This is a genomic window from Isoptericola sp. NPDC055881, assembly GCF_053615895.1.
Map to the genome: position 1 here is coordinate 1 of NZ_JBSHCR010000048.1, position 26254 is coordinate 26254.

Sequence of the window (26254 nt, forward strand, 5' to 3'; positions counted from 1 at the left end):
GGCCGAGCCTGCCGCACGCCCCCGGCGTTCTGCTCTCCGTCAGCGGTCGACGTCAGCGGTCGACGAGCCGCCAGCCCACGGCCTGGAAGGCGCCCGGGTCGGCTTCGCCGTCGAGCAGGAGGCCGCCCTGCGCCCGAGCGACGACGTCGTCCACGAGGACGCCGCGGCCGAGGTAGGACGGGTCGGTCACGACCCGCCACCGGACGAGCTGCTCGCCCGGCGCCAGGTCGGCCCGGGCCTGCGTCCACCGGCGCGTGCCCGCGCCGGAGGTGACGCCGTCGGGGTGGTCGACGGGGCCGCGGTCGCGCACCTCGAAGGGCAGGGGAGCCCAGGTGGCCCCGCCGTCGGCGGAGGTCTCCAGGTGCAGCAGGTCGCTCTCCTCGGTGTCGAGGTAGAGGTCGAACGCCAGCCGGCCGCCGGTGGCGGGCACGTCGAGGGCGGTGGTGAGGGTCGACGTCGTCCCGTTCGCGTCGCCGGAGAACCACGCGTCGTCGCCGCGGCGCGCGTCCACGCCCTGCGCGTAGGCCAGGCCGTGCGCCCACTCGCGCCGCGCGCCGTTGATGCTGCCCGAGTTGCGCGACGGGTGCACGCGGTTGGTCAGCAGGATGGCGAACGAGTGCGTGTCGAAGTCGATGACGATCGACGTGCCCGTGTACCCGGTGTGCCCGGCGGTCTGCGGCCCGGACATGGCGTCCATGTACCACCGCTGGTCGAGCTCGAAGCCGAGGCCGTGGGCGTCCCCGGGGAACGCGGTGTTGAAGTCGGTGACCATGAGGCGCACGGACGCGGGGGACAGGATGCGCGCCTTGCCGTACCGGCCGCCGTTGAGCAGCGCCTGGGAGAGGATCGCCAGGTCGCCCGCCGTCGAGAACACGCCGGCGTGACCGGCCACGCCGCCGAGGGACCAGGCGTTCTCGTCGTGCACCTCGCCCCGGACGACCCCGCGCGGCGGGCTCGACTGGTACTCGGTGGCCGCCGTGCGGTCCACGGCGGTGGGGTTGTACCCGGTGTCGGTCATCCCGAGCGGCCCGGTGATGCGGTGGGCGACGACCTGGTCGAGCGGCTCGCCGCGCAGCCGTTCGACGAGCACGCCGAGGGTGATGAGGTTGAGGTCGCTGTAGAGGTACCGGGTCCCGGGCGGGGCGTCGAGCGGCTGGGCCATGACCGCGGCGATCCGCGACTCGCGGTCGGGGTACTTGCTCCACAGCGGCAGCCACGCGACGAACCCGGAGGTGTGGGTGAGCAGCTGCCGCACGGTGACGTCCTGCTTGCCGCCGGCGGCGAACTCGGGCAGGTACGTGGCGACGGGCTCCTCCAGCCCGACGCGGCCCTCCTGGATCAGCTGCACGACGGCGATCGAGGTGAACAGCTTCGACACGGAGGCGAGGTCGAAGATCGTGTCCTCGCGCATGGGGACCCGCTGGTCCGCGGGCAGGGCCACGCCCCGGTCCCCGTAGGCGACCGCCCACCCGCTCGCGTCGGTGCGCACGACCTTCCCCTCGTACCCCATGAGCCCGACGGCTCCTGGGTACAGCGGGTACGTCGCGCTGCCGACCGGCTGCTCGTGCGAGCGCACCTGGGCGACGGCGGCCTCGATCGGGGCGGGGTCCAGCCCGACGTCTGCCGGGTCGGCCGTGGTGAGCGTGGTCGACGGCGGCATGAACTGCACCGCGGGGCCGCCGCCCGCCGCGGCGCTCGTCGTGTGCACGAGCGGCACGACCAGGAGCCCCGTCGCGAGGCCGGCTGCGATCATCGCGCGTCCGCGCGATTGCCGGCGGCTCATGCCCGCGGTCCGCGGTAGAGGAGGTACTGCTGGCGCCGCCGGTCGAAGTCCGCCAGCTCGGCCTGCCAGGCGGCGACGACCTCGTCGGTGTCCGCGCCGGCGTCGATCTGCTGCCGCAGGCGAGGGGAGCCGGTGAGCTTGTCGATCCAGAAGGGTCGCTGCGGGTCCCAGGAGTCCTGCCGCCACGCGAACTCGGGGTAGAGCGCGGCGGCGGCCACGAGCATCGCGACGCCCGTGCGCACGGGGTCGAAGCGGGCCGGGTCGTCGACGGTGACCTGGACGCCCCCGCACACGGTGTTCGCGTGCTTGCTGAACGTGGGGTTGAAGTAGGCCTCGCGGAAGAGGACGCCGGGCAGGTCGGCCTCCGTGAGGGCCTCCGCCCAGCGGTGGTCGACGAACGGCGCGCCGACGAGCTCGAACGGCCGGGTGGTGCCCCGCCCCTCGGAGAGGTTCGTGCCCTCGAACATGCACGTGCCGGGGTAGGCGAGGGCGGTGTCCGGGGTGGGCATGTTCGGGCTGGGCATCACGAAGTCGAGGCCCGTCCCGCCGAACGTGACGTCGCGGCGCCAGCCGGAGACCTCGACCACGTCGAGCCGGGCGAGGCGCTCGCCCACGACGTCGGGGAGGAACTCGCCGTCGAAGAACCGGGCGAGCTCGCCGACGGTCATGCCGTGGGCCTGCACGATCTCCTTCGCCCCGACGCCCGAGGTGAACCCGCTGGTCATCATGGGGCCGCGGGCGGTGCCGCCCACCGGGTTGGGACGGTCGAGGACGACGAACCGGGACCCGGTGGCCACGGCCGCCTGCATGGCCGTCCACATCGTCCAGATGTACGTGTAGAAGCGGGCGCCGACGTCCTGGATGTCGAAGACGACGGTCTCGACCTCGGCCGCGCGGAACATCTCCGTCATCTTGCTGACCCCGGCGCCGTAGGCGTCGTAGACGGTGAGGCCGGTGCGCTCGTCGACGAACGTGCCCTCCGAGCTCCCCGCCTGCGCCGTGCCGCGGAACCCGTGCTCGGGTCCGAAGACCCCGACGAGGTCCACGGCGCCGGAGGCGTGCATCTCGTCGACGACGTTGCGCAGGTTGCGCAGCACGCCGGTGGGGTTCGTGATGATGCCGACGCGCTCCCCGCGCAGGGTCGCCCAGCCGTCGGCGTGCGCCCGGTCGGCGCCCGGGACGACGGGGCGCGCCGGGACGCCCGCGGCCGCGGTGGTCTCGGGCCGGGCCTGCGCGCCCAGCGCGGCGAGGGGGACGGTCGCCGCGCCCAGCGCGGTGCCCGTCAGGAGCTGGCGGCGGTTGAGCCGGGGGCCTCGGTCGGCCGCTCGTGGGGCCGGGTGGTCGTTGCGCATCGTCAGGGTCCTTCCTGCCTCATGCTGCGTGCGGGCCGCCGGGTCGTCGTCGAGCCGGTCGTCCTGCGATGGCGCCACGGCGTCGTCGCCGTCGCGGTGAGCCCGCCGCGCCCCGCTGCGTCGCAGGAGCACGGCGGCGCCGGACACGTCGCGTGTTCGTCAAGGGTTGCCCTGATGGGCCGTGCTCCTGAAAGTTACCGACACCGCGGGGTGACGGCAAGGGGCCTCGACGAGACTCGGTGAGACTCACCGGGGGAGGACGCCGGGGCGACCGTCGTGGGAAGGCCCGAGGATCGGGCGACCGCCCGAGGGTGCGGGCGGGTGAAGATGCGAGGGGTGCCCCGGGCGGGATTCGAACCCGCACTGGATCGGGTTTGAGCCGATTGCCTCTGCCGGTTGGGCTACCGGGGCGTGCGAGCCCCATCGAACCACAGGTGCAGGTCACGGGCCGAACCGTCCGGCGCCTGCGCGCGGGAGGGACGGTGTCGCCGCGTCGCACTCGTCACACCCGGCACGGGACGCGTCGCCCCGCCACGGCCACTAGGATGGGGCGCGTGACCGACGAGAAGCCCCACGACGCGAAGCCCGAGGCGACGGTGCCGCTCGACCTGCCGCCCCTGATCGACCAGGAGCCCGAGGCCCCGAAGACGCCGGAGCGACCCGCGCGTCGCGCGGTGGTCGTCGAGGACGAGGCCCTCATCCGCATGGACGTCGTCGAGACGCTGCGCGAGGCCGGCTTCGACGTCGTCGGCGAGGCGGGTGACGGCGAGACGGCCGTCCGTCTCGCGACGGAGCTCAAGCCCGACGTCGTGGTGATGGACGTCAAGATGCCCGAGCTGGACGGGATCTCGGCGGCCGAGCGGATCGGCAAGGCGCACGCCGCGCCCGTCGTGCTCCTCACCGCGTTCTCGCAGACCGAGCTCGTCGAGCGGGCGCGCGACGCCGGTGCGATGGCCTACGTCGTCAAGCCGTTCACCCCGGCGGACCTGCTGCCCGCCGTCGAGATCGCGATCTCCCGGTACCAGCAGATCGGGGCCCTCGAGTCGGAGGTCGCCGACCTCACCGAGCGCTTCGAGACCCGGAAGCGGGTGGACCGCGCCAAGGGGCTGCTCATGACCAAGATGGGTCTCAGCGAGCCCGAGTCCTTCCGCTGGATCCAGAAGACGTCGATGGACCGGCGCCTCACGATGCGCGAGGTGGCGGACGCCGTCATCGAGCAGGTCGGCGCCTGACACGCACCCCGGTTGGCCCGGTCGCAGGACGATGTCCTGTGGCCGGGCCACGGCCGTTGTGCGACGACCTGCGGGCCGCTATCGTCGCCTGGGTGTCGTGACCGATCTGTGATATTCATGCTTCAACGACCGTGAGCACGGGCAGCGCCCGGCCCGGTTCCCGAGCAGACAGGTGGGAGACCTTCCACCGCGCCGGGAGCGCGGGGACGGTCTTTCGTCGAGGAGGTGCCGATGCGTGCAGCGGTCGAGGTCCGGCCGGCCCAGCAGGGCGACATGGTCGCCGTCGCGCACCTCGCGGAGCGCGCGGTCGACGAGTCGCCCACGGCGGTGCAGGGCTCTCCCGCTGACGCGTCGCGGCTGCTGGAGCACCTGAGCGTGCTGGTGGGCGCGGGCGGCCAGGTGCTGGTCGCGACCCACGAGGAGGAGATCTCCGGCTTCGCGGTGCTGCGCGTCATCGACCCGCTGCTGTTCGCGACGACGACCAGCCTGTACATCGACGCCGTGTTCGTTGCGCCGTCCGCGCGGCGACGCGGCGTCGGGCACGCCCTCGTCGCGGCGGCTGCCGCCGTGGCAGGCGAACGCGGTGCGGAGAACGTGTACTGCGCCCCCGCACCGGGCGCCAGGGGCATGCACCGGTTCCTCGCCCGCCTCGGCTTCGCGCCGACGTCCGGGCACCGGGTGGTCGCCACGGCGACCCTGCTGCGGCGCCTGGCGCAGGAGAACCCCCGCTCGACCCGCGCCGCTGTCCGGGTCGGGCGGCGCGAGGCGACCCGTGCGGCGATCGAGGACCTCGTCGCCCGGCGGCGGCGCGCCCGCGCCGCAGGCCTGCCCACCGGCCCGGTCGACCTGCGCGCCTTCCAGGAGGAGCGTGACGCCGCGCTGCGCGAGGCGGCCGGCCGCCCCGGCGAGCAGGCCGACGACGTCGTCGACGGCTTCGTCGAGCTGGGCGCGCGGCCGCACCGGGACGCGACGAGCGGTTCCGTCTCCTGACGTCCGCCGCACCGGGCGGGTGTCGCCGCCCTCGGATCGGTGCGGATCAGCTCAGGATCATGCAGGTGAGCCGCGCGGTGCAGACCCGCCGCCCTGCGTCGTCGCTGACGACGATCTCGTAGGCGGCGGTCGAGCGGCCCAGGTGCAGGGCTCGCGCCTCCCCGTGCACCGTCCCGCTGCGCACGCCGCGGTGGTGCGTCGCGTTGAGCTCCAGGCCGACCGCGGCGCGCTCCGGACCCGCGTGCTGCTGGGCCGCGACCGACGCGAGCGTCTCGGCAAGCGACGCCGTCGCCCCGCCGTGCAGCAGGCCCGCGGGCTGCGTGTTGCCGGCCACGGGCATGGTCCCGGTGGTGAGGTCGGCGGCCACGCCCGTCAGCTCGATGCCCAGACGCTCGATCAGCGTGCCGCGGCTCGCCGCCGCCCACTGGTCCAGGGTGCTGGGGAACTCGGGGGTGCCGGTGGAGGTGTCAGCCATGGGCGATAGGTTGGCACCCGTGACGACCTCCGCGCGAACCGGGACCCGCCCACGCCTCCTGCTGATCGACGGCCACTCCATGGCGTACCGCGCGTTCTTCGCGCTGCCGGACACGCTGGTGACGTCCAGCGGGCAGGTGACGAACGCCGTCTACGGCTTCACGTCGATGCTGACCAACCTGCTGCGCGACGAGCAGCCGACGCACGCCGCCGTCGCGTTCGACGCCGGCCGCGTGACGTTCCGCACCGAGCGCTTCCCCGAGTACAAGGGCAACCGCGACGCGACGCCCGAGGTCTTCCGTGGCCAGGTGCCGCTGATCAAGGAGGTCCTCGAGGCGCTGCGGATCCCGGCGCTGCAGCGCGAGGGCATCGAGGCGGACGACATCCTGGCGACGCTCGCGCGCGAGGGCGCCGAGGCGGGCCTGGACGTGCTCGTGTGCTCGGGCGACCGCGACTCGCTGCAGCTCGTGAACGACCGCGTCACCGTGCTCTACCCCAAGCGCGGGGTCTCTGATCTGGCCCGGATGACGCCGGAGGCCGTCACCGAGAAGTACGGCGTCCCTCCGCACCAGTACCCCGACCTCGCCGCCCTGGTCGGGGAGTCGAGCGACAACCTGCCGGGGGTGGTCGGCGTCGGCCCCAAGACCGCCGCGAAGTGGGTGACCACGTACGGGGGCCTGGAGCCCCTCCTCGAGCACGTCGACGAGCTCAAGGGCAAGGCGGCGGGCAACCTGCGCGAGGCGCTCGACCAGGTCCGCCTCAACCGGGAGCTCAACGCGCTGCTCGACCACGTCGAGCTGCCGCTGACCGTGGACGACCTGAGCCTGGCCGGGTTCGACCGTGAGGCCGTGCACCGGGTGTCGGACACCCTGCAGTTCGGCACCCTGCGGGACCGGCTGCTCGCGGCTGACCCGTCCGCCGAGCCGGCGGAGCCGACGGCGGTCGAGGGCCTGGAGGTCGAGCTCGCGTCACTCGCGTCCGGAGGCCTGGGCGAGTGGCTCGCCGCCCGTGCCGGCCGGGCCCTGGGGCTCGAGGTCACGGGCACCCCGACGCCCGGGGCCGGCGACGCCTGGGAGGTGGCGGTGGCGGAGGGGCCGGCGGACGGCGGCCAGGGCGCGGCCGTCGTCGTCGACCTCGCGGACGTCACGCCCGAGGACGAGAGCGCTCTTGCCGCATGGCTCGCGGACGCCGGGGCCCCGAAGGTCGTCCACGGCGCGAAGGCGGCGTGGCACGAGCTCGCCGGGCGCGGGCTCGACCTGCGGGGCGTGTCCTTCGACACGGAGCTCGCGGCGTACCTGTGCTACCCGGACCAGCGCGGCTACGACCTGGCCGACCTCACGGTGCGGCTCCTCGGGCGGGAGCTGTCGGCGGGCTCGGCGCCCGCGTCCGACGGGCAGGGAGCCCTGGACCTCGCCCTGGACGGCGGGGACGGCGCGGACGACCCGCGGGCCCGCCAGGCGGCCGTCCGGGCCGCCGCGGTGGTGGAGCTGGCGGCGGCCCTGTCCGGCCAGCTCGCCGACCGGGGTGCCGCCGACCTGCTGACAGACCTCGAGCTGCCACTCAGCGCCGTGCTGGGGCGGATGGAGGCCACCGGCATCGCCGCCGACGTCGAGTACCTCACGGAGCTCGAGAACCAGTTCGCCTCCATGGTCGCCGACGCGGCCGCGGAGGCCTACGACGTCATCGGACGGCAGGTGAACCTCGGCAGCCCCAAGCAGCTGCAGGAGGTGCTCTTCGACCAGCTCGGGATGCCCAAGACCAAGAAGATCAAGACCGGCTACACCACCGACGCCGCGTCGCTGCAGGACCTGTACGTCAAGACCGAGCACCCCTTCCTCGAGCACCTGCTGGCGCACCGCGACGCCACGCGGCTGCGCTCGACGGTCGAGGGCCTGCTCAAGTCGGTGGCTCCGGACGGCCGGATCCACACGACGTTCCAGCAGACCATCGCCGCCACGGGGCGCCTGAGCTCGACCGACCCGAACCTGCAGAACATCCCGATCCGCACGGAGGAGGGACGGCGCATCCGGCGCGCCTTCCGGGTCGGCGAGGGCTACGAGACGCTGCTCACCGCGGACTACAGCCAGATCGAGATGCGGATCATGGCGCACCTGTCCGGCGACGAAGGGCTCATCGAGGCGTTCCGGTCGGGGGAGGACCTCCACCGGTACGTGGGCTCGCGCGTCTTCGAGGTCGCCCCCGAGGACGTCACGTCCGAGATGCGCTCGAAGATCAAGGCCATGAGCTACGGCCTCGCCTACGGGCTGAGCGCCTTCGGCCTGTCGCAGCAGCTCACCATCCCCACCGGCGAGGCACAGTCCCTGATGGACGACTACTTCACGCGGTTCGGCGGGGTCCGTGAGTACCTCACCGGCGTCGTGGAGGAGGCCCGGGCGACCGGGTACACCGCCACGATCCTGGGCCGTCGGCGCTACCTGCCCGACCTCACGAGCGACAACCGGCAGCGGCGGCAGATGGCGGAGCGGATGGCGCTCAACGCCCCCATCCAGGGCAGCGCGGCAGACATCATCAAGGTCGCGATGCTCGGTGTGCAGCGCGAGCTGGACGAGCGGGGCCTCGCCTCGCGGCTGCTGCTGCAGGTCCACGACGAGCTCGTGGTCGAGGTCGCGCCGGGGGAGCGGGACGCGGCGGAGGACGTGCTGCGCACGCAGATGGGCTCGGCCGCCTCGCTCCACGTGCCGCTCGACGTCTCGGTCGGTGCCGGCCCCACCTGGCACGACGCGGGGCACTGACGCGGGGCGCTGGCGCGGGGCACTGACGCGGGCGGGCAGGACGCCGGGCCGACCGGCGGCGGCTCAGTCCTTGGTCGTGACGAAGACGGCGGTACCGGGCAGCACGGCGCCACGCTCCGGGCTCCAGCCGCCCCAGGTCGCGGTGTTCCACGCCGGCCACTCGGGCTCGACCAGGTCGCGCAGGCGCAGCCCGGCGGCCGCGACGTCGCGCACGTGGTCGCCGACCGTGCGGTGGTACTCGGCGTACCGGACCTCGCCGTGGTCGTCGGCCTCCACGTAGGGCCGGCGGTCGAAGTAGGACCGGTCCGCTGTGAGTCCGCGGGCGGACGGGTCGTCGGGGAACGCCCACCGCACAGGGTGCGTCACGGAGAACACCCAGCGGCCGCCCGGCCGCAGCACCCGCGCGGCCTCGGCGTGCACGCGCGCGGCGTCGGCGACGAAGGGGATCGCCCCGTACGACGTGAAGACCACGTCGACGCTCGACGACGCGAACGGGAGCCGTCGGGCGTCGGCCTGGACGAGCGGGACGGCCACCCCCGTGACGTCGTTGAGGTGCGCGGCACCGGCGAGCATGCGGCCGGAGACGTCGGTGGCGACGACGTCGGCGCCCCGGGCGGCGAGCCACCGGGCACAGTGCGCGGCGCCCGCGCCGATCTCGACGGCCCGCGCCCCGGTCACGTCGCCGAGCAGCCCCGCCTCCGCCTCCGTGAGACCTTCCGGGCCCCAGCGGAAGCCTGCGTCGCCCAGGAACTGGCCGTGCTCGGCAAGGTACTCGTCGGCGTTCTCGTCCCACCAGCCACGTGCCGCAGCGCTGCCGGCCGCGTCGGGAACGTCCTGGTAGCCCGCGTGCGCGATCGGGCGGGGCGCGGGAGGATGGTCGCTCACCCGGTCATCGTGGCACGGGCTCCGGACGGGCGGTCGGTGACGACGTCGGCCGCGCGATCGGCGCGTTGACCCGGCGCAGCGCCGTCGATAAGATGGTCGGCGGTGCAGTGCGCCCGAGGACGTCCCGGAGTTCGAATCGCCGTCGTGCGGATCGACCACCGTGCCGACGCCCGGGGCCCGTACCACAGACCCTGTCCGCACTACGTCCTGTCCGCATCGGAGCATCTACTCAATGACCATCTCCACCACGAAGTCCGCCCCGCAGGTTGCCGTCAACGACATCGGCACCGAGGAGGACTTCCTTGCCGCCGTCGACGCCACCATCAAGTACTTCAACGATGGTGACATCGTGGAAGGCACGATCGTCAAGGTCGACCGCGACGAGGTCCTCCTCGACATCGGTTACAAGACGGAGGGCGTGATCCCGTCCCGGGAGCTCTCCATCAAGCACGACGTGGACCCGGGCGAGGTCGTCGCCGTGGGCGACGCCGTCGAGGCTCTCGTCCTCCAGAAGGAGGACAAGGAGGGTCGCCTGATCCTGTCGAAGAAGCGCGCCCAGTACGAGCGCGCCTGGGGCACGATCGAGAAGATCAAGGAGGAGGACGGCGTCGTCACCGGCACCGTCATCGAGGTCGTCAAGGGCGGCCTCATCCTCGACATCGGTCTCCGTGGCTTCCTCCCCGCCTCCCTCGTGGAGATGCGTCGCGTCCGCGACCTCGCGCCGTACGTCGGCAAGGAGATCGAGGCCAAGATCATCGAGCTCGACAAGAACCGCAACAACGTGGTCCTGTCGCGCCGTGCCTGGCTCGAGCAGACGCAGTCCGAGGTCCGCTCCACCTTCCTGCAGACGCTGCAGAAGGGCCAGGTGCGCCCCGGTGTCGTCTCCTCGATCGTCAACTTCGGTGCGTTCGTGGACCTCGGCGGCGTCGACGGTCTGGTGCACGTCTCCGAGCTGTCCTGGAAGCACATCGACCACCCGTCCGAGGTCGTCGAGGTGGGCCAGGAGGTCACCGTCGAGGTGCTCGACGTCGACTTCGACCGCGAGCGTGTCTCCCTGTCGCTGAAGGCGACGCAGGAGGACCCGTGGCAGACCTTCGCCCGCACCCACGCCATCGGCCAGGTCGTGCCGGGCAAGGTCACGAAGCTCGTGCCGTTCGGTGCGTTCGTCCGCGTCGAGGACGGCATCGAGGGTCTCGTGCACATCTCGGAGCTGGCCGTGCGCCACGTCGAGCTGCCCGAGCAGGTCGTCAGCGTCGGTGCCGAGGTGTTCGTCAAGGTCATCGACATCGACCTCGAGCGTCGTCGCATCTCGCTGTCGCTCAAGCAGGCCAACGAGGGCATGGACCCGGAGTCCGAGGACTTCGACCCCGCGCTCTACGGCATGGCTGCCGAGTACGACGAGAACGGCGAGTACAAGTACCCCGAGGGCTTCGACCCGGAGACCAACGAGTGGCTCGAGGGCTTCGAGACGCAGCGCGAGGCCTGGGAGGCGGAGTACGCCAAGGCGCACGCCCGCTGGGAGTCGCACCGCGAGCAGGTCCGTGCGGCCATCGCGGCGGACGCCGACGCGGCCGTGAACGACGCGGTCCCCGGCAGCAGCGGCGGCTCCAGCGCCGGTGCGTCGTCGTCCTCCTCCTCCTACTCGTCGGCCGCGCCGGCGCAGGAGGCCGCGGGCACGCTCGCCTCGGACGAGGCGCTCGCCGCGCTTCGCGAGAAGCTCACCGGCAACTGATCCGGCCGGGTCGTCCACGACCCACCGGTGCCCACGGCGGCCCGTCACCCCTCGGGGTGGCGGGCCGCCGTCGTTCTGTCCCGGCATCGGCCGGTGCCCGTCACCCCGGCGACGGCCGTGCGGCGGGCCCAGGGGGGCGCGCGTCGCGCGCCGTGCGGTGGCGCGCCGTGGTCAGTCGGCCGTCGTCGGCTCGGTCTGGGCGAACTGGGTGGCGTAGAGCTCGGCGTACAGGCCCCCTGCGGCGAGGAGCTCCAGGTGGGTGCCGAGCTCGACGACGCGGCCCTCGGCCAGCACGACGATGGTGTCCGCGGCGCGCACGGTCGAGAGGCGGTGGGCGATGACGAGCGACGTGCGGCCGGCCAGCGCCTGGTCGAGGGCCGCCTGGACGGCCGCCTCCGACTCGGAGTCCAGGTGGGCCGTCGCCTCGTCGAGGACGACGACGTCCGGCGCCCGCAGGAGGAGCCGGGCGATGGCGAGCCGTTGGCGCTCCCCGCCGGAGAGGCGGTAGCCGCGGTCGCCGACGACGGTGTCGACACCCTCCGGGAGCCGCGCGACGAGGTCCCAGATCCGCGCCTGGCGCAGCGCCCTCTCGAGATCCGCGTCCGAGGCCCCCGGGCGCGCGAAGCGCAGGTTGGCGGCGACGGTGTCGTGGAAGAGGTGCGCCTCCTGCGACACCACGCCGACGGTGCCCCGCAGCGACGCGGCCGTGACGTCGCGCAGGTCCGTGCCCGCGATCCGTACCGCTCCCGACGTCGGGTCGTACATGCGTGAGACGAGCTGGGAGACCGTGGTCTTCCCCGCACCGGAGGGACCCACGAGGGCGACCATGGCGCCGGCCGGCACCGTGAACGACACCTCGCGCAGCGTGTCGTCCGTGGGGTCCGAGCGCAGCGTCGCGACGGACTCAAGAGAGGCCAGGGAGACCTCGTCTGCGCTCGGGTACCGGAACGTCACGCGGTCGAGCTCGACGGAAGCACCGCGGTCCGCCACGGCGACGCGCAGGTCGACGGCGCCGGGCTTCTCCGCGATCGCGGGCTCGAGGTCGAGGACCTCGAGCACCCGCTCGAAGCTCACCAGGGCGGTCATCACGTCGACCTGCACGTTCGACATGGCGGACAGCGGGCCGTACAGGCGCCCGAGGTACGCGGTGAGCGCGACCACGGTGCCCACGGTGAGCTCGCCGGCGATCGCCTGCAGCCCGCCCAGCCCGTAGACCAGCGCGATCGCGACCGAGGCCAGCGTCGTGAGGCCCACGCGGAACCACGTGCCGAGCAGGGCCGTGCGCACGCCGAGGTCCCGCAGCTGGCGCACCTGGGCCGCGTAGCGGGAGCTCTCCACGTCGGGGTCGCCGAAGATCTTGACGAGGTGGGCGCCCGCCACGTTGAAGCGCTCGTTCATCATCTGACCGGCGTCGGCGTTCAGGTCGTAGCCGGTGCGGGCCAGCGTCGCGAGGCGGCGGCCGAACCAGCGAGCCGGGAGCACGAACGCGGGCACGAGGACCACGGACAGCAGGGTGAGCCGCCAGGACATCGCGAACATGGCGGCGAGGGTGAACGCGATCGTGAGCCCGTTCGAGATCACGGTCTGCAGCGTGGACGTGAACGCCTGCTGCGCGCCGAGGACGTCGCCGTTGAGCCGCTGGACCAGGGCGCCCGTCCGGGCGCGTGCGAAGAAGGCGAGCGGCATCCGCTGCACGTGGTCGAAGACCACCGTGCGCAGGTCGAGGATGAGCCCTTCGCCCACGCGCGACGACAGCCACCGCTCGGCCACCGCCAAGGCTGCGGTGACGAGGGCGATCCCCACGGCCGCGGCTGCCATCGACACCACCAGGCGCCGGTCGCCGGTCGCGATGCCGTCGTCGATGAGGCGACGGAACAGCAGGGGGGTGACGGCCCCCGCCGCCGCGCTGAGCACCAGGAGGGCGACGAACGCCACCAGCTGCGCCCGGTACGGCCGGGCGAAGGCCAGGATCCGTCGGAGGGTGGAGCCCGTCAGGCGCCGGTCCGTCACCGACGAGTCCTTCAGGTACGAGCGCATCATGCCTCCGCCCGCCATGCCACCTCCCCCTCGGCCCGCGGCAGGGAGCCGCGGGCGCTCATGGCGGGAAGCCTACGCCGGAGGCAGGATGGTCCCCATGCTCCGCATCGGCCTCACAGGCGGCATCGCCGCAGGCAAGTCCGTCGTCGCGCGCCGGCTCTCCGAGCTCGGTGCCGTCGTGATCGACCACGACGTCCTGGCCAGGGAGGTGGTGGCCCCCGGCACGGTCGGGCTGGAGGAGGTCGTGGCCGCCTTCGGAGACGGTGTGCTCGCGCCGGACGGCGCGCTGGACCGCCCGGCCCTCGGCCGCGTCGTGTTCGGCGACGCTGCGGCGCGCGAGCGCCTCGAGGGGATCCTGCACCCCGAGATCCGGCGCATCGCCGCGGAGCGGGAGGCGCTCGCGGGGGCGGCCGACGACCGCGCGGTGGTCGTGCACGACATCCCGCTGCTGGTCGAGACCGGGCAGGCGGACCGCTTCCACCTCCTCGTCGTGGTGCAGGCCCCGGCCGAGCAGCGGGTCGCGCGGCTGGTCGACGGGCGCGGGCTGGCCGAGGCGGCGGCGCGCGCCCGGGTCGCCGCGCAGGCCGCCGACGAGGAGCGTGCCGCCGTGGCCGACGTCACGCTGGACGGCACAGGGACGGAGGAGCACCTCCGGGACCAGGTGGACGAGCTCTGGCAGCGGCTGCGCGCGGAGGTCGACCAGGAGTCCGAGGCCGCCGCCGAGGCCTGAGGGGGCGGAGCACCGGGCGCGCCCGCGCCCGGTGCGTGTCAGGGGGTCGCCGTACGGTGGTGGCATGCGACCTGTGACCGACCTGCAGCGTGCGGTGGCCCCCTTCGAGGTGGTGTCCGACTACCAGCCCTCGGGTGACCAGCCGACCGCGATCGCGGACCTGTCCGCGCGCGTGCGGGCGGGCGAGAAGGACGTGGTCCTCCTGGGCGCGACCGGCACGGGCAAGAGCGCGACGACGGCGTGGCTCATCGAGAAGCTGCAGCGCCCCACCCTGGTCATGGCGCCTAACAAGACGCTCGCGGCGCAGCTGGCCACGGAGTTCCGGGAGCTGCTGCCGAACAACGCCGTCGAGTACTTTGTCTCGTACTACGACTACTACCAGCCCGAGGCGTACATCGCGCAGACGGACACCTACATCGAGAAGGACTCGTCGATCAACGACGAGGTGGAGCGCCTGCGGCACTCCGCCACGTCGTCGTTGCTCACGCGACGGGACGTCGTCGTCGTCGCCTCGGTGTCGTGCATCTACGGCCTCGGCACGCCGCAGGAGTACGTGGACCGGATGGTGCGGCTCGACGTCGGGGACGTCGTCGACCGTGACGACATGCTGCGGCGCTTCGTGCAGATGCAGTACACGCGCAACGACATGGCGTTCACGCGCGGCACGTTCCGGGTCCGGGGCGACACGGTCGAGATCATCCCGGTGTACGAGGAGCTCGCCGTGCGCATCGAGATGTTCGGCGACGAGATCGAGTCGATCCAGACGCTCCACCCGCTCACCGGCGAGGTGATCCGGTCGGAGCAGAGCGTCTACCTCTTCCCGGCCACGCACTACGTGGCGGGTCCGGAGCGCATGGAGCGGGCGATCGCCGGCATCGAGGTCGAGCTCGCGGACCGCCTGGCGGAGCTGGAGCAGCAGAACAAGCTGCTGGAGGCCCAGCGGCTGCGCATGCGCACCACCTATGACATCGAGATGATGCGCCAGATCGGCACGTGCAGCGGGATCGAGAACTACTCCCGGCACATCGACGGGCGCGAGCAGGGCTCCCCGCCGAACACGCTGCTCGACTACTTCCCCGAGGACTTCCTGCTCGTCATCGACGAGTCCCACCAGACCGTGCCGCAGATCGGCGCCATGTTCGAGGGCGACATGTCGCGCAAGCGGTCGCTCGTCGAGCACGGGTTCCGGCTGCCCAGCGCGATGGACAACCGGCCCCTGCGGTGGGAGGAGTTCGTCGAGCGGATCGGCCAGACGGTCTACCTGTCCGCGACGCCGGGGGACTACGAGCTGTCGATGTCCGACGGCGTGGTCGAGCAGGTCATTCGGCCGACCGGCCTCGTCGACCCGCAGGTGATCGTCAAGCCGACCACCGGGCAGATCGACGACCTCCTGCACGAGATCCGCGAACGGGTCGACAAGGACGAGCGGGTGCTCGTCACGACGCTGACCAAGAAGATGGCCGAGGACCTCACGGACTACTTCCTGGAGAAGGACGTGCGGGTGCGGTACCTGCACTCCGAGGTGGACACGCTGCGCCGGGTGGAGCTCCTGCGCGAGCTGCGGCTGGGGGAGTACGACGTGCTCGTCGGCATCAACCTCCTGCGCGAGGGCCTCGACCTGCCCGAGGTGTCGCTGGTCGCGATCCTCGACGCGGACAAGGAGGGGTTCCTGCGCTCGGAGCGGTCCCTCATCCAGACCATCGGCCGCGCGGCCCGCAACGTCACCGGCGAGGTGCACATGTACGCGGACAAGGTGACCCCGGCGATGCGGTACGCGCTCGACGAGACCGACCGGCGCCGCGCCAAGCAGGTCGCGTACAACACCGAGCACGGGATCGACCCGCAGCCGTTGCGCAAGAAGATCGCCGACGTCACGGACATGCTCGCCCGCGAAGACATCGACACCGCCGAGCTGCTGTCCGGCGGGTACCGCAAGTCTCCCGCCACCGGCCAGGGTCGCGGGCGGGCCCCCGTGCCGGGGTCGCCGAAGGAGGGCGCGACGACGGGCAACCGCCTGGCGGGCGCTGCGGCAGGCGAGCTCGCCGAGCTGATCCAGGAGCTGAGTGACCAGATGCACGCCGCGGCGGCAGAGCTGCAGTTCGAGGTGGCGGCGAGGCTGCGCGACGAGATCGGCGGCCTGAAGAAGGAGCTCCGGCAGATGCAGGCCGCCACCGCCTGAGGCGGGCGCTGACCAGCGGGTCCGCGCTCCGGCGAGCGCGGAGGGCCGGGCCCGTGTCTCATGTAGGGTATGCGGGTTGGAGGGGAGTACCCCGCCCACGATGAGGTCGTCATCACGTCCGGCGCCGCCGCCGGACCGGCCTCTTCGGCCCGGACGCACGGCGCGCAGCCCGTCCGGGTGGGGAAGACCTCCGGTGCTCAGTGCTACGTACCGGAGGCTTGCCAGTGAACGTTCCTTTGTGGGTGTGGGTCATCACCGTCGTCGTCATCCTGGCGATGCTCGCCGTCGACTACGTCGGTCACGTGCGGACCCCGCACGCCCCGACGCTCCGTGAGTCCGCCACGTGGTCCCTCGCCTACGTCGCGGTCGCGGTGGTGTTCGGAGTCATCGTCTGGCTCGTGTGGGGCGGCGAGTACGGCGGGGAGTACTTCGCCGGCTACATCACGGAGAAGTCCCTCAGCGTCGACAACCTGTTCGTGTTCGTCCTGATCATGACGAGCTTCCGGGTGCCGCGGGAGTACCAGCAGCGGGTGCTCCTCATCGGGATCACGATCGCGCTCGTGCTGCGCACGGTCTTCATCGTCGCGGGCGCCGCGATCATCGCCAACTTCGCCTGGGTCTTCTACGTCTTCGGCGCGTTCCTCATCTGGACGGCGATCGCCCAGGCCCGGTCGGGCACGGGGCACGACGAGGAGTGGAACGAGAACGGGGTGCTGCGCCTGACGCGGCGCCTGTTCCCCACGACGGAGACCTTCGTCGGCGACAAGATGGTGGCGAAGATCGACGGACGGCGCTACATCACGCCGATGCTCATCGTGATGGTCGCGATCGGCAGCGCGGACCTGCTGTTCGCCGTCGACTCCATCCCCGCGATCTTCGGCCTCACGCAGGAGACCTACCTCGTGTTCGCGGCGAACGCGTTCTCGCTGCTCGGCCTGCGCCAGCTCTACTTCCTCGTCGACGGTCTTCTCGACCGGCTCGTCTACCTCAACTACGGGCTGGCCGCGATCCTCGGCTTCATCGGTGTCAAGCTGGTGATCCACGCCCTGCACACCAACGAGGTGCCGTTCGTCAACGGCGGGCAGCACGTGGAGGCGATCCCCGAGATCCCGACCACCGTGTCCCTCGCCTTCATCGTGGTGGTGCTCGCCGTCACGACGATCGCCTCGCTCGCGCGCGACCGGCGTGACCGCCAGGTCCGGGCGGCGGCGACATCCACCACCGAAGGAGATGCATGACCCACGAGCTGCCGTTCTGGTTCGAGGCGGCGTCGCTCGCGGCGCTGATCGTGCTGCTGGCCGTCGACCTCGCGATCGTGGGCCGCCGCCCGCACGTGCCGAGCATGAAGGAGAGCGGCCTGTGGGTCGCGTTCTACGTCGGGCTGGCGGTGGTGTTCGGCCTGATCGTGCTGGCCGTCGGGGGCGCCGCTCCGGCGGGAGAGTTCTACGCGGGGTGGCTCACCGAGTACTCGCTGAGCGTCGACAACCTGTTCGTGTTCGTCATCATCATGTCGCGCTTCGCCGTGCCCAAGCGGCACCAGCAGATGGTCCTGATGGTCGGCATCATCATCGCGCTGGTCCTGCGCGGCGCGTTCATCCTGGCGGGCGCGGCCATCCTCGAGCAGTTCGTGTGGGTGTTCTACCTCTTCGGCGCGTTCCTCATCTACACCGCGATCAAGCTGGTCGCCGGCGACGACGAGGACGAGTACAAGGAGAACGTCGCCATCCGCATGCTGCGACGGGTGCTGCCGCTGAGCGAGAAGTACGACGGCGCCAAGGTCCGCACGGTCGTCGACGGCAAGAAGCTGTTCACCCCGATGCTGGTCGTCTTCGTCGCGATCGGGTCGACCGACCTGCTGTTCGCGCTCGACTCGATCCCCGCGATCTTCGGCCTGACGAAGGACCCGTTCATCGTCTTCACCGCGAACATCTTCGCGCTCATGGGGCTGCGCCAGCTGTACTTCCTCCTGGGCGGCCTCCTGGAGCGGCTGGTGTACCTGCCGATCGCGCTCGCGGTCATCCTCGGGTTCATCGGCGTCAAGCTCATCCTGGAGGCGCTGCACACCAACACGCTGCCCTTCCTCAACGGAGGGGAGCCCGTCGCGTGGGCGCCCGAGATCCCGATCTGGCTGTCGCTGGCCGTCATCCTCGGGTCGATCGCGATCGCGACGGTCGCGAGCCTGGCCAAGACGCACCGGACCTCGGTCGTGTCGGCACAGGAGGACGGGCAGGAGGACGCGCAGGAGGTCGAGGAGAGCGCCGAGCCGACGCCGTCCGGGCCGGAGGCCCCCGGCCGCTGACAGCCGCAGTCAGCCGCTGACGGCCGCTGACTGCCTGGCCGACGACCACGGAAGGCCCCGGACGACTCGTCGTCCGGGGCCTTCCTCGGTCCTCCGGCTCTGGGGGTCGGTCAGGCCGGCGCGCAGGCCGTCAGGCCGCGAAGCCGCCGACCACGGGGACGAACTCGCGCGCCGCGCGGTGCGCGACCAGCCCCTCGCGGTGGAACGGGTCGTCGGCGAGCAGCTCCAGCGCGGCCGTGGCGTCGTCGGCCTCGACGACGAGGAGGGCCCCGCGCGGCTCGCCCTCGGGGGTGGCGGGCAGCGGGCCGGACACGTGCAGCGCGTTCCGGTCGTGCAGGCCCTGCAGGAACTCCCGGTGCTCGGGCCGGACCGCGTCGAGGCGGTCGGGGTCGGCGACGTAGACGTAGGTGACGGCGAAGACGGACATGGCCGTATCCAAGCACCCCGTGCCGTCCTGTGCGCGGTCCTGTGCGGGACCCGTCCGTGCCGCGGCGACGCGCGTCGTCGTGGGACGCGCCGCAGGGGCGGGTGTGACCGGACAGACGCTCCGCAGGGCATAGAACGCCTGTACGAATGTCGGCCACCCGACGTAGGATGCCCGGGTGAGCAACCGCCTCGTCATCTCCGGCGCCCGCGAGCACAACCTGCGCAACGTCGAGCTCGACCTCCCGCGTGACGAGCTCATCGTCTTCACCGGCCTGTCGGGCTCCGGCAAGTCCTCGCTGGCATTCGACACGATCTTCGCCGAGGGGCAGCGGCGCTACGTGGAGTCGCTCTCCGCGTACGCGCGCCAGTTCCTGGGCCAGATGGACAAGCCCGACGTCGACTTCATCGAGGGCCTGTCGCCCGCCGTGTCGATCGACCAGAAGTCGACCAACCGCAACCCCCGGTCGACGGTGGGCACGATCACGGAGGTCTACGACTACCTCCGTCTGCTGTTCGCCCGGGCGGGCACGCAGCACTGCCCCGTGTGCGGTGAGCCCGTGCGCTCGCAGACCCCGCAGCAGATCGTCGACAAGCTGCTGGAGCTGCCGGAGGGCACCCGCTACCAGGTCCTCGCGCCGGTGGTGCGCGGGCGCAAGGGCGAGTACGCCGACCTCTTCGCCGAGCTGCAGACGCAGGGCTTCGCCCGCGCGCGGGTCGACGGCGAGGTGGTCCAGCTGACCAGCCCGCCCGCGCTCGAGAAGAAGCTCAAGCACGACATCGAGGTGGTCGTCGACCGGCTCGTGTCCCGCGAGGGGGTGCAGCGGCGCCTCACCGACTCGGTCGAGACCGCCCTGCGGCTCGCGGGCGGCCTCGTGATGGTGGAGCTCGTCGACGCCGACACCGACGACCTCGACCGGGTGCGCAAGTTCTCCGAGAAGCGGGCGTGCCCCAACGACCACCCGCTGGCGCTGGACGAGATCGAGCCCCGCACCTTCTCCTTCAACGCCCCGTACGGCGCCTGCCCGGAGTGCACGGGGATCGGCTTCCGCCTCGAGGTCGACCCCGACCTCGTCGTGCCCGACGAGGAGCGCACGCTGCGCGACGGCGCCGTCGTGCCGTGGGCGCTGACGTCGTCGGAGTACTTCGAACGGGTGCTCACCGCGCTCGCGGAGGAGATGAGCTTCTCCATGGACGTGCCGTGGCGCGCGCTGCCGCAGCGCGCCCGCGACGCGATCCTGTTCGGCCGCAACCACCAGGTGCACGTGCGCTACAAGAACCGGTGGGGGCGCGAGCGCCAGTACTCCACGGGCTTCGAGGGCGCGGTGACCTTCCTGGAGCGGCGGCACCGGGAGACCGAGTCCGACTGGTCCAAGGAGAAGTACGAGGCCTACATGCGCGAGGTCCCGTGCCCGGTGTGCTCGGGCGCGCGGCTGAAGCCCGAGGTGCTCGCGGTCACGGTCGGCGGCAAGTCGATCTGGGACGTCTGCCGGCTGCCGATCGACGAGGCCAAGCACTTCCTCGACGGCCTGGAGCTGGGGGAGCGCGAGCGGGCGATCGCGACCGAGGTGCTCAAGGAGATCCATGCGCGGCTCGGCTTCCTGGTCGACGTCGGTCTGCACTACCTCTCCCTCGAGCGCCCGGCCGGCACGCTGTCCGGCGGCGAGGCGCAGCGCATCCGCCTGGCCACCCAGATCGGGTCGGGCCTGGTCGGGGTGCTCTACGTGCTGGACGAGCCGTCCATCGGGCTGCACCAGCGCGACAACCGCCGCCTGATCGAGACCCTCACCCGGCTGCGCGACCTGGGGAACACACTGATCGTCGTGGAGCACGACGAGGACACCATCCGCGCCGCGGACTGGATCGTCGACGTCGGGCCCGGGGCGGGAGAGCACGGCGGCCGCGTCGTGCACTCGGGCGACTACGCGGGCCTGCTCGAGGCCGAGGAGTCCATGACGGGCGCCTACCTGTCCGGCCGGCGCTCGATCGCGCTGCCGGCCGAGCGTCGCGCCACGGACCCGGGTCGCGAGGTGACCGTCGTCGGAGCGCGGGAGAACAACCTGCGGGGGATCGACGTCTCGTTCCCGCTCGGCGTGCTCACCGCGGTGACCGGCGTCTCGGGCTCGGGCAAGTCGACCCTCGTGAACTCGATCCTGCACACGGTGCTCGCGAACGAGCTCAACGGCGCCCGTCAGGTCGCGGGGCGGCACACCCGGGTGACGGGGGTCGACCAGCTGGACAAGGTGGTGCACGTCGACCAGGGGCCGATCGGGCGCACGCCGCGGTCCAACCCCGCCACGTACACCGGGGTGTGGGACCGGATCCGCAAGATCTTCGCGGAGACCGAGGAGGCCAAGGTCCGTGGCTACGGTCCCGGGCGGTTCTCCTTCAACGTCAAGGGCGGCCGTTGCGAGGCGTGCGCCGGTGACGGCACGCTGAAGATCGAGATGAACTTCCTCCCGGACGTCTACGTCCCGTGCGAGGTGTGCCACGGGGCCCGGTACAACCGCGAGACGCTCGAGGTGCACTTCAAGGGCAAGACCGTGGCCGACGTCCTCGACATGCCGATCGACGAGGCCGCGGAGTTCTTCGCCGCGTTCCCGGCGATCTCGCGCTTCCTCACCACGCTGGTCGAGGTAGGGCTCGGTTACGTGCGGCTCGGGCAGCCGGCCCCGACGCTCTCGGGCGGCGAGGCGCAGCGCGTCAAGCTCGCGAGCGAGCTGCAGAAGCGGTCCACGGGACGCACCATCTACGTCCTGGACGAGCCGACCACGGGCCTCCACTTCGAGGACATCCGCAAGCTGCTCGGCGTGCTGCAGTCGCTCGTCGAGAAGGGCAACACGGTCCTGGTGATCGAGCACAACCTGGACGTCATCAAGAGCGCGGACTGGGTCGTCGACATGGGCCCCGAGGGTGGCTCCGGCGGCGGCACCGTCGTCGCTCAGGGCACGCCCGAGGAGGTCGCCCGCGTCGAGGCCAGCCACACCGGGCGCTTCCTCGCGAGCATCCTCGACGAGCACCCGGCGGTACCCACGGCGTCCCGCGCCTCGGCGCGCAGCGCGGCCGCGACCTCGGCGTCCTCCGCGCCGCGGGCTCGAGCCTCGGCGAAGAGCACGGGGAAGGCCAAGGGCACCGCGACGACGGGCGCGGCCAAGGGGAAGGGCGCGAAGGAGAAGGGCGCCACGAAGGAGAAGGGCGCCACGAAGCGGTCCGGAGGGCGCAGCGCGGCCTGACCCCCTACCGTGTGGGCATGGGTGCGCACCACAACTACGCCGTCACCGTCGCCTGGCCCGACACGCCCGGCGGTGGCGACGCGGCGACGACGTCGTACACCTCGTACTCGCGCGACCATCGGGTGCTGGTAGCAGGCAAGCCTGCGCTGGCCGGCAGTGCCGACCCGACGTTCCGCGGGGACCCGGCGCGGCACAACCCCGAGGAGCTCTTCGTCGCGAGCCTGTCCCAGTGCCACATGCTGTGGTTCCTGCACCTCGCGGCGGAGTCGGGCCTCGTCGTCCGGGAGTACGTGGACGACACCACGGGCACGATGCGCGTGGAGTCGCGGGGCGAGGGGCAGTTCACGGACGTCACGCTGCGCCCGCGCGTCACGGTCGACGCCGGGCCGCAGGCCACTGACGAGGCCGTCGCCGGCCTGCACCACCGCGCGCACGCGCTGTGCTTCATCGCGCGATCGGTGAACTTCGCGGTCCTCGTCGAGCCCGCGCCGCTGCGGCTCTCGACGCCCGCAGCCTGACGGCGGGACCCTTCCGACCGGGTGATCTATTCCAGTACGGTCACAGGACCGTGTTGCCTGTTGACGTGGCGACGTCGCGTGAATATTTTCCACTCCATCGCTCCGATGGAGGAGAGATATTTCCGTGAGCGTCGCGACCCCCGCACGCTCGCAGACGCGCGAGACGAGGAGGTCGGCGCAAGCAGCCCCGCGCGGGGCAGGGCAGGCACCGGTTGACGGGGCGTCGCGAGGCGCAACCTGACACGAAGGGCATCTACGAGGATGACCAGCAACATCACCACCAGCAACGACACCACTCCCGAGCCCAGCCGTCGGTCCGTTCTCCGGGCCGTCATGTTCACGGCCGCCGCGGTCCCGTTCGGCCTGCCCCTGGCGGCATGCGCCACGGGCGGCGGCAGCAACGACGACGAGAAGTCCGCGTCGCCGACGGGCAACGCCGACCCGAAGAACCCGTTCGGCATGGCGGAGAACACGACGGTCGACGCCGTGATCTTCGACGGCGGCTACGGCGTCGACTACGTCGAGTTCGCCGGCAAGGTCCTGGCCGGCCTGCACGCCGGGTCTTCCGTCAAGGTCTCGCCCTCCACGCAGATCGCCACGGAGCTCCAGCCGCGGTTCGTCGGCGGCAACCCCCCGGACCTGATCGACAACTCCGGTGCGCAGGCGATCGGGTTCAACACCATCCTCGACCAGCTCGAGGACCTCACGGACGTCATCGACGCGCCCAACGTCGAGGGCACGACCATCCGCGACACCCTCTACGAGGGGGTGCTCGCGCCGGGCACGTACGGGGACAAGTTCGCCGCCCTCAACTACGTGCTCACCGTGTACGGCGTCTGGTACTCGGGGAAGCTCTTCGAGGCCAACGGCTGGCAGCCGCCGGCCACCTGGGAGGAGGCGAAGGCCCTCGGTGCGGAGGCCAAGAAGGCCGGCAAGTACCTCTTCCTGTGGGGCACCGAGGCTGCGACCTACTACCAGACCCTGGCCATCGAGTCGGCGATCAAGGAGGGCGGCGACGAGGTGCGCCTCGCGCTCGAGAACCTCAAGCCCGACTGCTGGTCGAACGACGCCATCCAGGCGACCTTCTCGATCATGAAGGAGATCATCGACGCGGGGTACTTCAAGCCCGGCGGTTCGGGGACCCAGTTCACCGCGGCACAGGCGCAGTGGAGCAACAAGATGGACGCGCTCCTCTACCCGTCCGGCTCGTGGATCGAGAACGAGATGAAGGACCAGACGGCGCCGGACTTCCAGATGAAGGGCGTGCCGAGCTTCTCGGTCACCTCCAGCCCGGCGATGCCGGCGACGGCGCTCCACTCCACCGCGGGCGAGCCGTTCATCGTGCCGACCAAGGCCAAGAGCGTCGCGGGCGGCAAGGAGCTGCTGCGCGTCATGCTCTCGAAGGAGTCCGCGACGAACTTCTCCAAGGAGAAGCTCGCCCCGACCATCGTCAAGGACATCGTCCCCGCGGACGGGTTCGGTTCGACGGCGCTGGTGTCCCAGACCGACATGCTGAGCGCGGCCGGGACCGACATCTTCACCTTCAACTTCGTCAACACCTACGGCATGAACCAGGAGCAGCTGCCGATCTGGAACTCCTTCCTGGACGGGAAGAAGTCGGTGGCCGACCTGACGAAGGAGCTGCAGGCGATCACCGACCGCATCGCCAAGGACGACACCATCGACAAGATCGAGGTTTCATGACCGCCATCCCCGGCGCCGGGCGGGTTCTGCCCGCCGACGAGGGAACTCTTGCGGGGCCCGGCAACGGGCCCCGCAAGGGGCGGGCGGGCGGGTTCTCGTTCGACAGCGTGAGCTTTTTCGTCGTCTGCCTGGGCATCCCGCTGGCGCTCTTCCTGGTCTTCGTCATCTGGCCGTTCGTCCAGGCCGTGTTCTACGCGTTCACCGACTGGTCGGGGTTCACGGCCGACTTCAACATCATCGGCCTGGGCAACTTCACCACCCTCGTGCAGGACCCGCGGTTCATCAACGCGGTCGGCAACAGCGTCATGTTCGGCATCTTCATCCCGCTCGTCACCATCGCGATCGCGCTCGCGTTCGCGATCCTCATCACGGTGGGCGGGTCCGGCAAGGGGCAGGTCCGCGGGGTCCGCGGGTCCGGGTTCTACCGCGTCGTCTCGCTCTTCCCGTACGTCATCCCGGCGATCGCGGTCGCGATCATGTGGCGCCTGATCCTCGACCCGAGCAACGGGCTCGTCAACGGGATCCTCACGGGGCTCGGGCTCGACCGCTTCGAGTCCTTCGCCTGGCTGGGCAACGTCGGCACGGCGATGCCCGTGACGATGTTCGTGGTCGTGTGGGGCTTCGTCGGGTTCTACATGCTGCTGTTCATCGCGGCGATCAAGAGCGTCCCCTCGGAGATCTACGAGGCCGCGCGGATCGACGGCGCAGGCCGGTGGCGCACCTCGTGGTCCATCACCGTCCCCCTGATCCGGGACAACGTGCAGACCGCGTACATCTACCTCGGCATCATCGCGCTCGACCTGTTCGTCTACGTCCAGGGGCTCAACCCGCAGGGCGGGCCCGACAACAGCACGCTCGTGATGTCGCAGCAGCTGTTCCGCTCGGCGTTCACGGAGGGGAAGTTCGGTTACGCCAGCGCCATGGGCGTGGCGATGGCCATCGTCACCCTGGTGTTCGCCGCGCTGGTGTTCACGGTGAACCGCCTGACCGGCGGACGGGACGAAGGGGGCCGTCGATGACCGCCAACACTCAGGTGGCGCCCGGGACGGCGCCGGCCGAGCCGCGGATGAAGGCCGCGCGGACCGGCGGCGGCGACAAGGTCGTGGCCGGCGTCTCGCACACCGTCCTGGTGATCTGGTGCATCCTCGTCATCGCGCCGATGGTGTGGGTGCTCATCGGCTCGTTCAAGACCAGCTCCGAGATCTTCGCCTCGCCGTTCTCCCTGCCGGCGCACTGGTCGTTCACGAACTACGTGCACGCGTGGGTGGACGCCGAGATCGGCCGGGCGTTCGTCAACACGATCGTCGTGGTCGGGGCGGCCCTGGTGCTCGTCATGCTCCTCGGTGCGATGTGCGCCTACGTGCTCGCCCGGTTCGAGTTCCCCGGCCGGCGGGCGATCTACTACCTCATGCTCGCCGGGCTCACGTTCCCGGTGTTCCTGGCGATCGTCCCGCTGTTCTTCGTGCTGCAGAACGCCGGCCTGCTCGGGACGCTGCCCGGGCTGATCGTCGTGTACGTCGCGTTCGCGCTGCCGTTCACGGTGTTCTTCCTGTACTCGTTCTTCCGGGGCCTGCCGGACGAGATCGCGGAGGCGGCGGCGATCGACGGCGCCGGCAACTGGCGCACGTTCTTCCAGGTGATGCTCCCGATGGCGACGCCGGGCATGGCGTCGGTCGCGATCTTCAACTTCCTGGGTCTGTGGAACCAGTTCATCCTCCCGATCGCGCTGAACCCGCAGGCGGAGAACTACGTGCTCTCGCAGCGCCTCGCGGCGTTCGTGTCGTCGGCCGGGTACGCGGTCGACTTCGGGGCGATGTTCGCTGCCGTCGTGGTGACGATCGTGCCGGTGCTGATCGCCTACCTGATCTTCCAGCGTCAGCTCCAGGGGTCGGTCACGGCCGGCACGATGAAGTAGCGCGGCCCCCGGCCG

19 protein-coding genes and 1 tRNA gene are annotated in these 26254 nt (G+C 71.6%); 13 read left to right on the top strand and 7 right to left on the bottom strand.

The window, feature by feature from the left end; translation table 11 throughout:
* Positions 1–52: 52 nt before the first annotated feature.
* The 3 genes from ACWGKI_RS14505 to ACWGKI_RS14515 form a co-directional block, all read right to left on the bottom strand.
* Positions 53–1753, bottom strand: coding sequence for a serine hydrolase (locus ACWGKI_RS14505; RefSeq protein WP_452187926.1), 1701 nt, complete (start codon positions 1751–1753; stop codon positions 53–55).
* Positions 1754–1779: 26 nt separating this feature from the next.
* Positions 1780–3282 carry an exo-beta-N-acetylmuramidase NamZ family protein gene (locus tag ACWGKI_RS14510; protein WP_380244663.1) on the bottom strand — a complete coding sequence of 501 codons (1503 nt, stop codon included), beginning with the start codon at positions 3280–3282 and terminating at the stop codon, positions 1780–1782.
* 190 nt (positions 3283–3472) lie between these two features.
* Positions 3473–3546 (bottom strand) — tRNA-Leu (locus ACWGKI_RS14515).
* Positions 3547–3680: 134 nt separating this feature from the next.
* Between ACWGKI_RS14515 and ACWGKI_RS14520 the strand changes: the two genes are divergently transcribed.
* The gene (locus ACWGKI_RS14520) at positions 3681–4367 is read left to right on the top strand and encodes an ANTAR domain-containing response regulator (RefSeq protein ID WP_380244664.1); all 687 of its coding nucleotides are present in this window, start codon (positions 3681–3683) and stop codon (positions 4365–4367) included.
* A 231-nt stretch (positions 4368–4598) separates the two neighbouring features.
* Positions 4599–5357 carry a GNAT family N-acetyltransferase gene (locus tag ACWGKI_RS14525; RefSeq protein WP_380244665.1) on the top strand — a complete coding sequence of 253 codons (759 nt, stop codon included), beginning with the start codon at positions 4599–4601 and terminating at the stop codon, positions 5355–5357.
* Positions 5358–5403: 46 nt separating this feature from the next.
* On the opposite strand, the gene ACWGKI_RS14530 is transcribed toward ACWGKI_RS14525, so the two are convergent.
* The gene (locus ACWGKI_RS14530) at positions 5404–5832 is read right to left on the bottom strand and encodes a hotdog fold thioesterase (protein WP_380244666.1); all 429 of its coding nucleotides are present in this window, start codon (positions 5830–5832) and stop codon (positions 5404–5406) included.
* Between ACWGKI_RS14530 and polA the strand changes: the two genes are divergently transcribed.
* A complete protein-coding gene (gene polA, locus ACWGKI_RS14535) occupies positions 5831–8584 on the top strand; it encodes a DNA polymerase I (RefSeq protein WP_452187929.1) in 2754 nt (917 codons plus the stop codon). The two genes, ACWGKI_RS14530 and polA, sit on opposite strands and share 2 nt — an antisense overlap.
* A gap of 63 nt (positions 8585–8647) precedes the next feature.
* Here polA and ACWGKI_RS14540 read toward each other — a convergent pair whose 3' ends face one another.
* Complete coding sequence (locus tag ACWGKI_RS14540) at positions 8648–9469, bottom strand: class I SAM-dependent methyltransferase (protein WP_452187931.1); 822 nt, start codon at positions 9467–9469, stop codon at positions 8648–8650.
* 232 nt (positions 9470–9701) lie between these two features.
* On the opposite strand from ACWGKI_RS14540, the gene rpsA reads away from it, so the two are divergent.
* Positions 9702–11201, top strand: coding sequence for a 30S ribosomal protein S1 (gene rpsA / locus ACWGKI_RS14545; RefSeq protein WP_380244669.1), 1500 nt, complete (start codon positions 9702–9704; stop codon positions 11199–11201).
* Positions 11202–11372: 171 nt separating this feature from the next.
* Here the strand turns inward: rpsA and ACWGKI_RS14550 are convergent, their stop codons facing one another.
* The gene (locus ACWGKI_RS14550; RefSeq protein WP_452187933.1) at positions 11373–13256 is read right to left on the bottom strand and encodes an ABC transporter ATP-binding protein; all 1884 of its coding nucleotides are present in this window, start codon (positions 13254–13256) and stop codon (positions 11373–11375) included.
* A gap of 79 nt (positions 13257–13335) precedes the next feature.
* Here ACWGKI_RS14550 and coaE point away from each other — a divergent pair, with 79 nt between their 5' ends.
* From coaE to ACWGKI_RS14570, 4 genes are all read left to right on the top strand, one after another.
* Positions 13336–13968 (top strand): dephospho-CoA kinase, encoded by a 633-nt coding sequence (gene coaE, locus ACWGKI_RS14555; RefSeq protein WP_380245584.1) that lies wholly within the window; start codon positions 13336–13338, stop codon positions 13966–13968.
* Between the two features lie 64 nt (positions 13969–14032).
* Positions 14033–16147 (top strand): excinuclease ABC subunit UvrB, encoded by a 2115-nt coding sequence (uvrB, locus tag ACWGKI_RS14560; protein WP_380244774.1) that lies wholly within the window; start codon positions 14033–14035, stop codon positions 16145–16147.
* 224 nt (positions 16148–16371) lie between these two features.
* Positions 16372–17385 carry a TerC family protein gene (locus ACWGKI_RS14565; protein ID WP_452187935.1) on the top strand — a complete coding sequence of 338 codons (1014 nt, stop codon included), beginning with the start codon at positions 16372–16374 and terminating at the stop codon, positions 17383–17385.
* A complete protein-coding gene (locus ACWGKI_RS14570) occupies positions 17382–18446 on the top strand; it encodes a TerC family protein (protein WP_452187937.1) in 1065 nt (354 codons plus the stop codon). The genes ACWGKI_RS14565 and ACWGKI_RS14570 overlap by 4 nt, the downstream gene beginning before the upstream one ends.
* Positions 18447–18576: 130 nt before the next feature.
* On the opposite strand, the gene ACWGKI_RS14575 is transcribed toward ACWGKI_RS14570, so the two are convergent.
* The gene (locus tag ACWGKI_RS14575; protein ID WP_380244777.1) at positions 18577–18873 is read right to left on the bottom strand and encodes a YciI family protein; all 297 of its coding nucleotides are present in this window, start codon (positions 18871–18873) and stop codon (positions 18577–18579) included.
* A 175-nt stretch (positions 18874–19048) separates the two neighbouring features.
* Here ACWGKI_RS14575 and uvrA point away from each other — a divergent pair, with 175 nt between their 5' ends.
* The 5 genes from uvrA (at position 19049) to ACWGKI_RS14600 (ending at position 26239) form a co-directional block, all read left to right on the top strand.
* Positions 19049–22102: an excinuclease ABC subunit UvrA gene (uvrA, locus tag ACWGKI_RS14580; RefSeq protein WP_452187940.1), complete on the top strand. Its 3054-nt coding sequence runs from the start codon at positions 19049–19051 to the stop codon at positions 22100–22102.
* 17 nt (positions 22103–22119) lie between these two features.
* The gene (locus ACWGKI_RS14585; protein ID WP_452187942.1) at positions 22120–22620 is read left to right on the top strand and encodes an OsmC family protein; all 501 of its coding nucleotides are present in this window, start codon (positions 22120–22122) and stop codon (positions 22618–22620) included.
* 261 nt (positions 22621–22881) lie between these two features.
* On the top strand, positions 22882–24324 hold the full coding sequence (gene ngcE, locus ACWGKI_RS14590; protein ID WP_452187944.1) for an N-acetylglucosamine/diacetylchitobiose ABC transporter substrate-binding protein: 1443 nt from the start codon (positions 22882–22884) through the stop codon (positions 24322–24324).
* On the top strand, positions 24321–25343 hold the full coding sequence (locus tag ACWGKI_RS14595; RefSeq protein ID WP_452187946.1) for a carbohydrate ABC transporter permease: 1023 nt from the start codon (positions 24321–24323) through the stop codon (positions 25341–25343). The genes ngcE and ACWGKI_RS14595 overlap by 4 nt, the downstream gene beginning before the upstream one ends.
* The gene (locus ACWGKI_RS14600; protein WP_380245053.1) at positions 25340–26239 is read left to right on the top strand and encodes a carbohydrate ABC transporter permease; all 900 of its coding nucleotides are present in this window, start codon (positions 25340–25342) and stop codon (positions 26237–26239) included. The genes ACWGKI_RS14595 and ACWGKI_RS14600 overlap by 4 nt, the downstream gene beginning before the upstream one ends.
* The last annotated feature ends 15 nt before the right edge of the window (positions 26240–26254 follow it).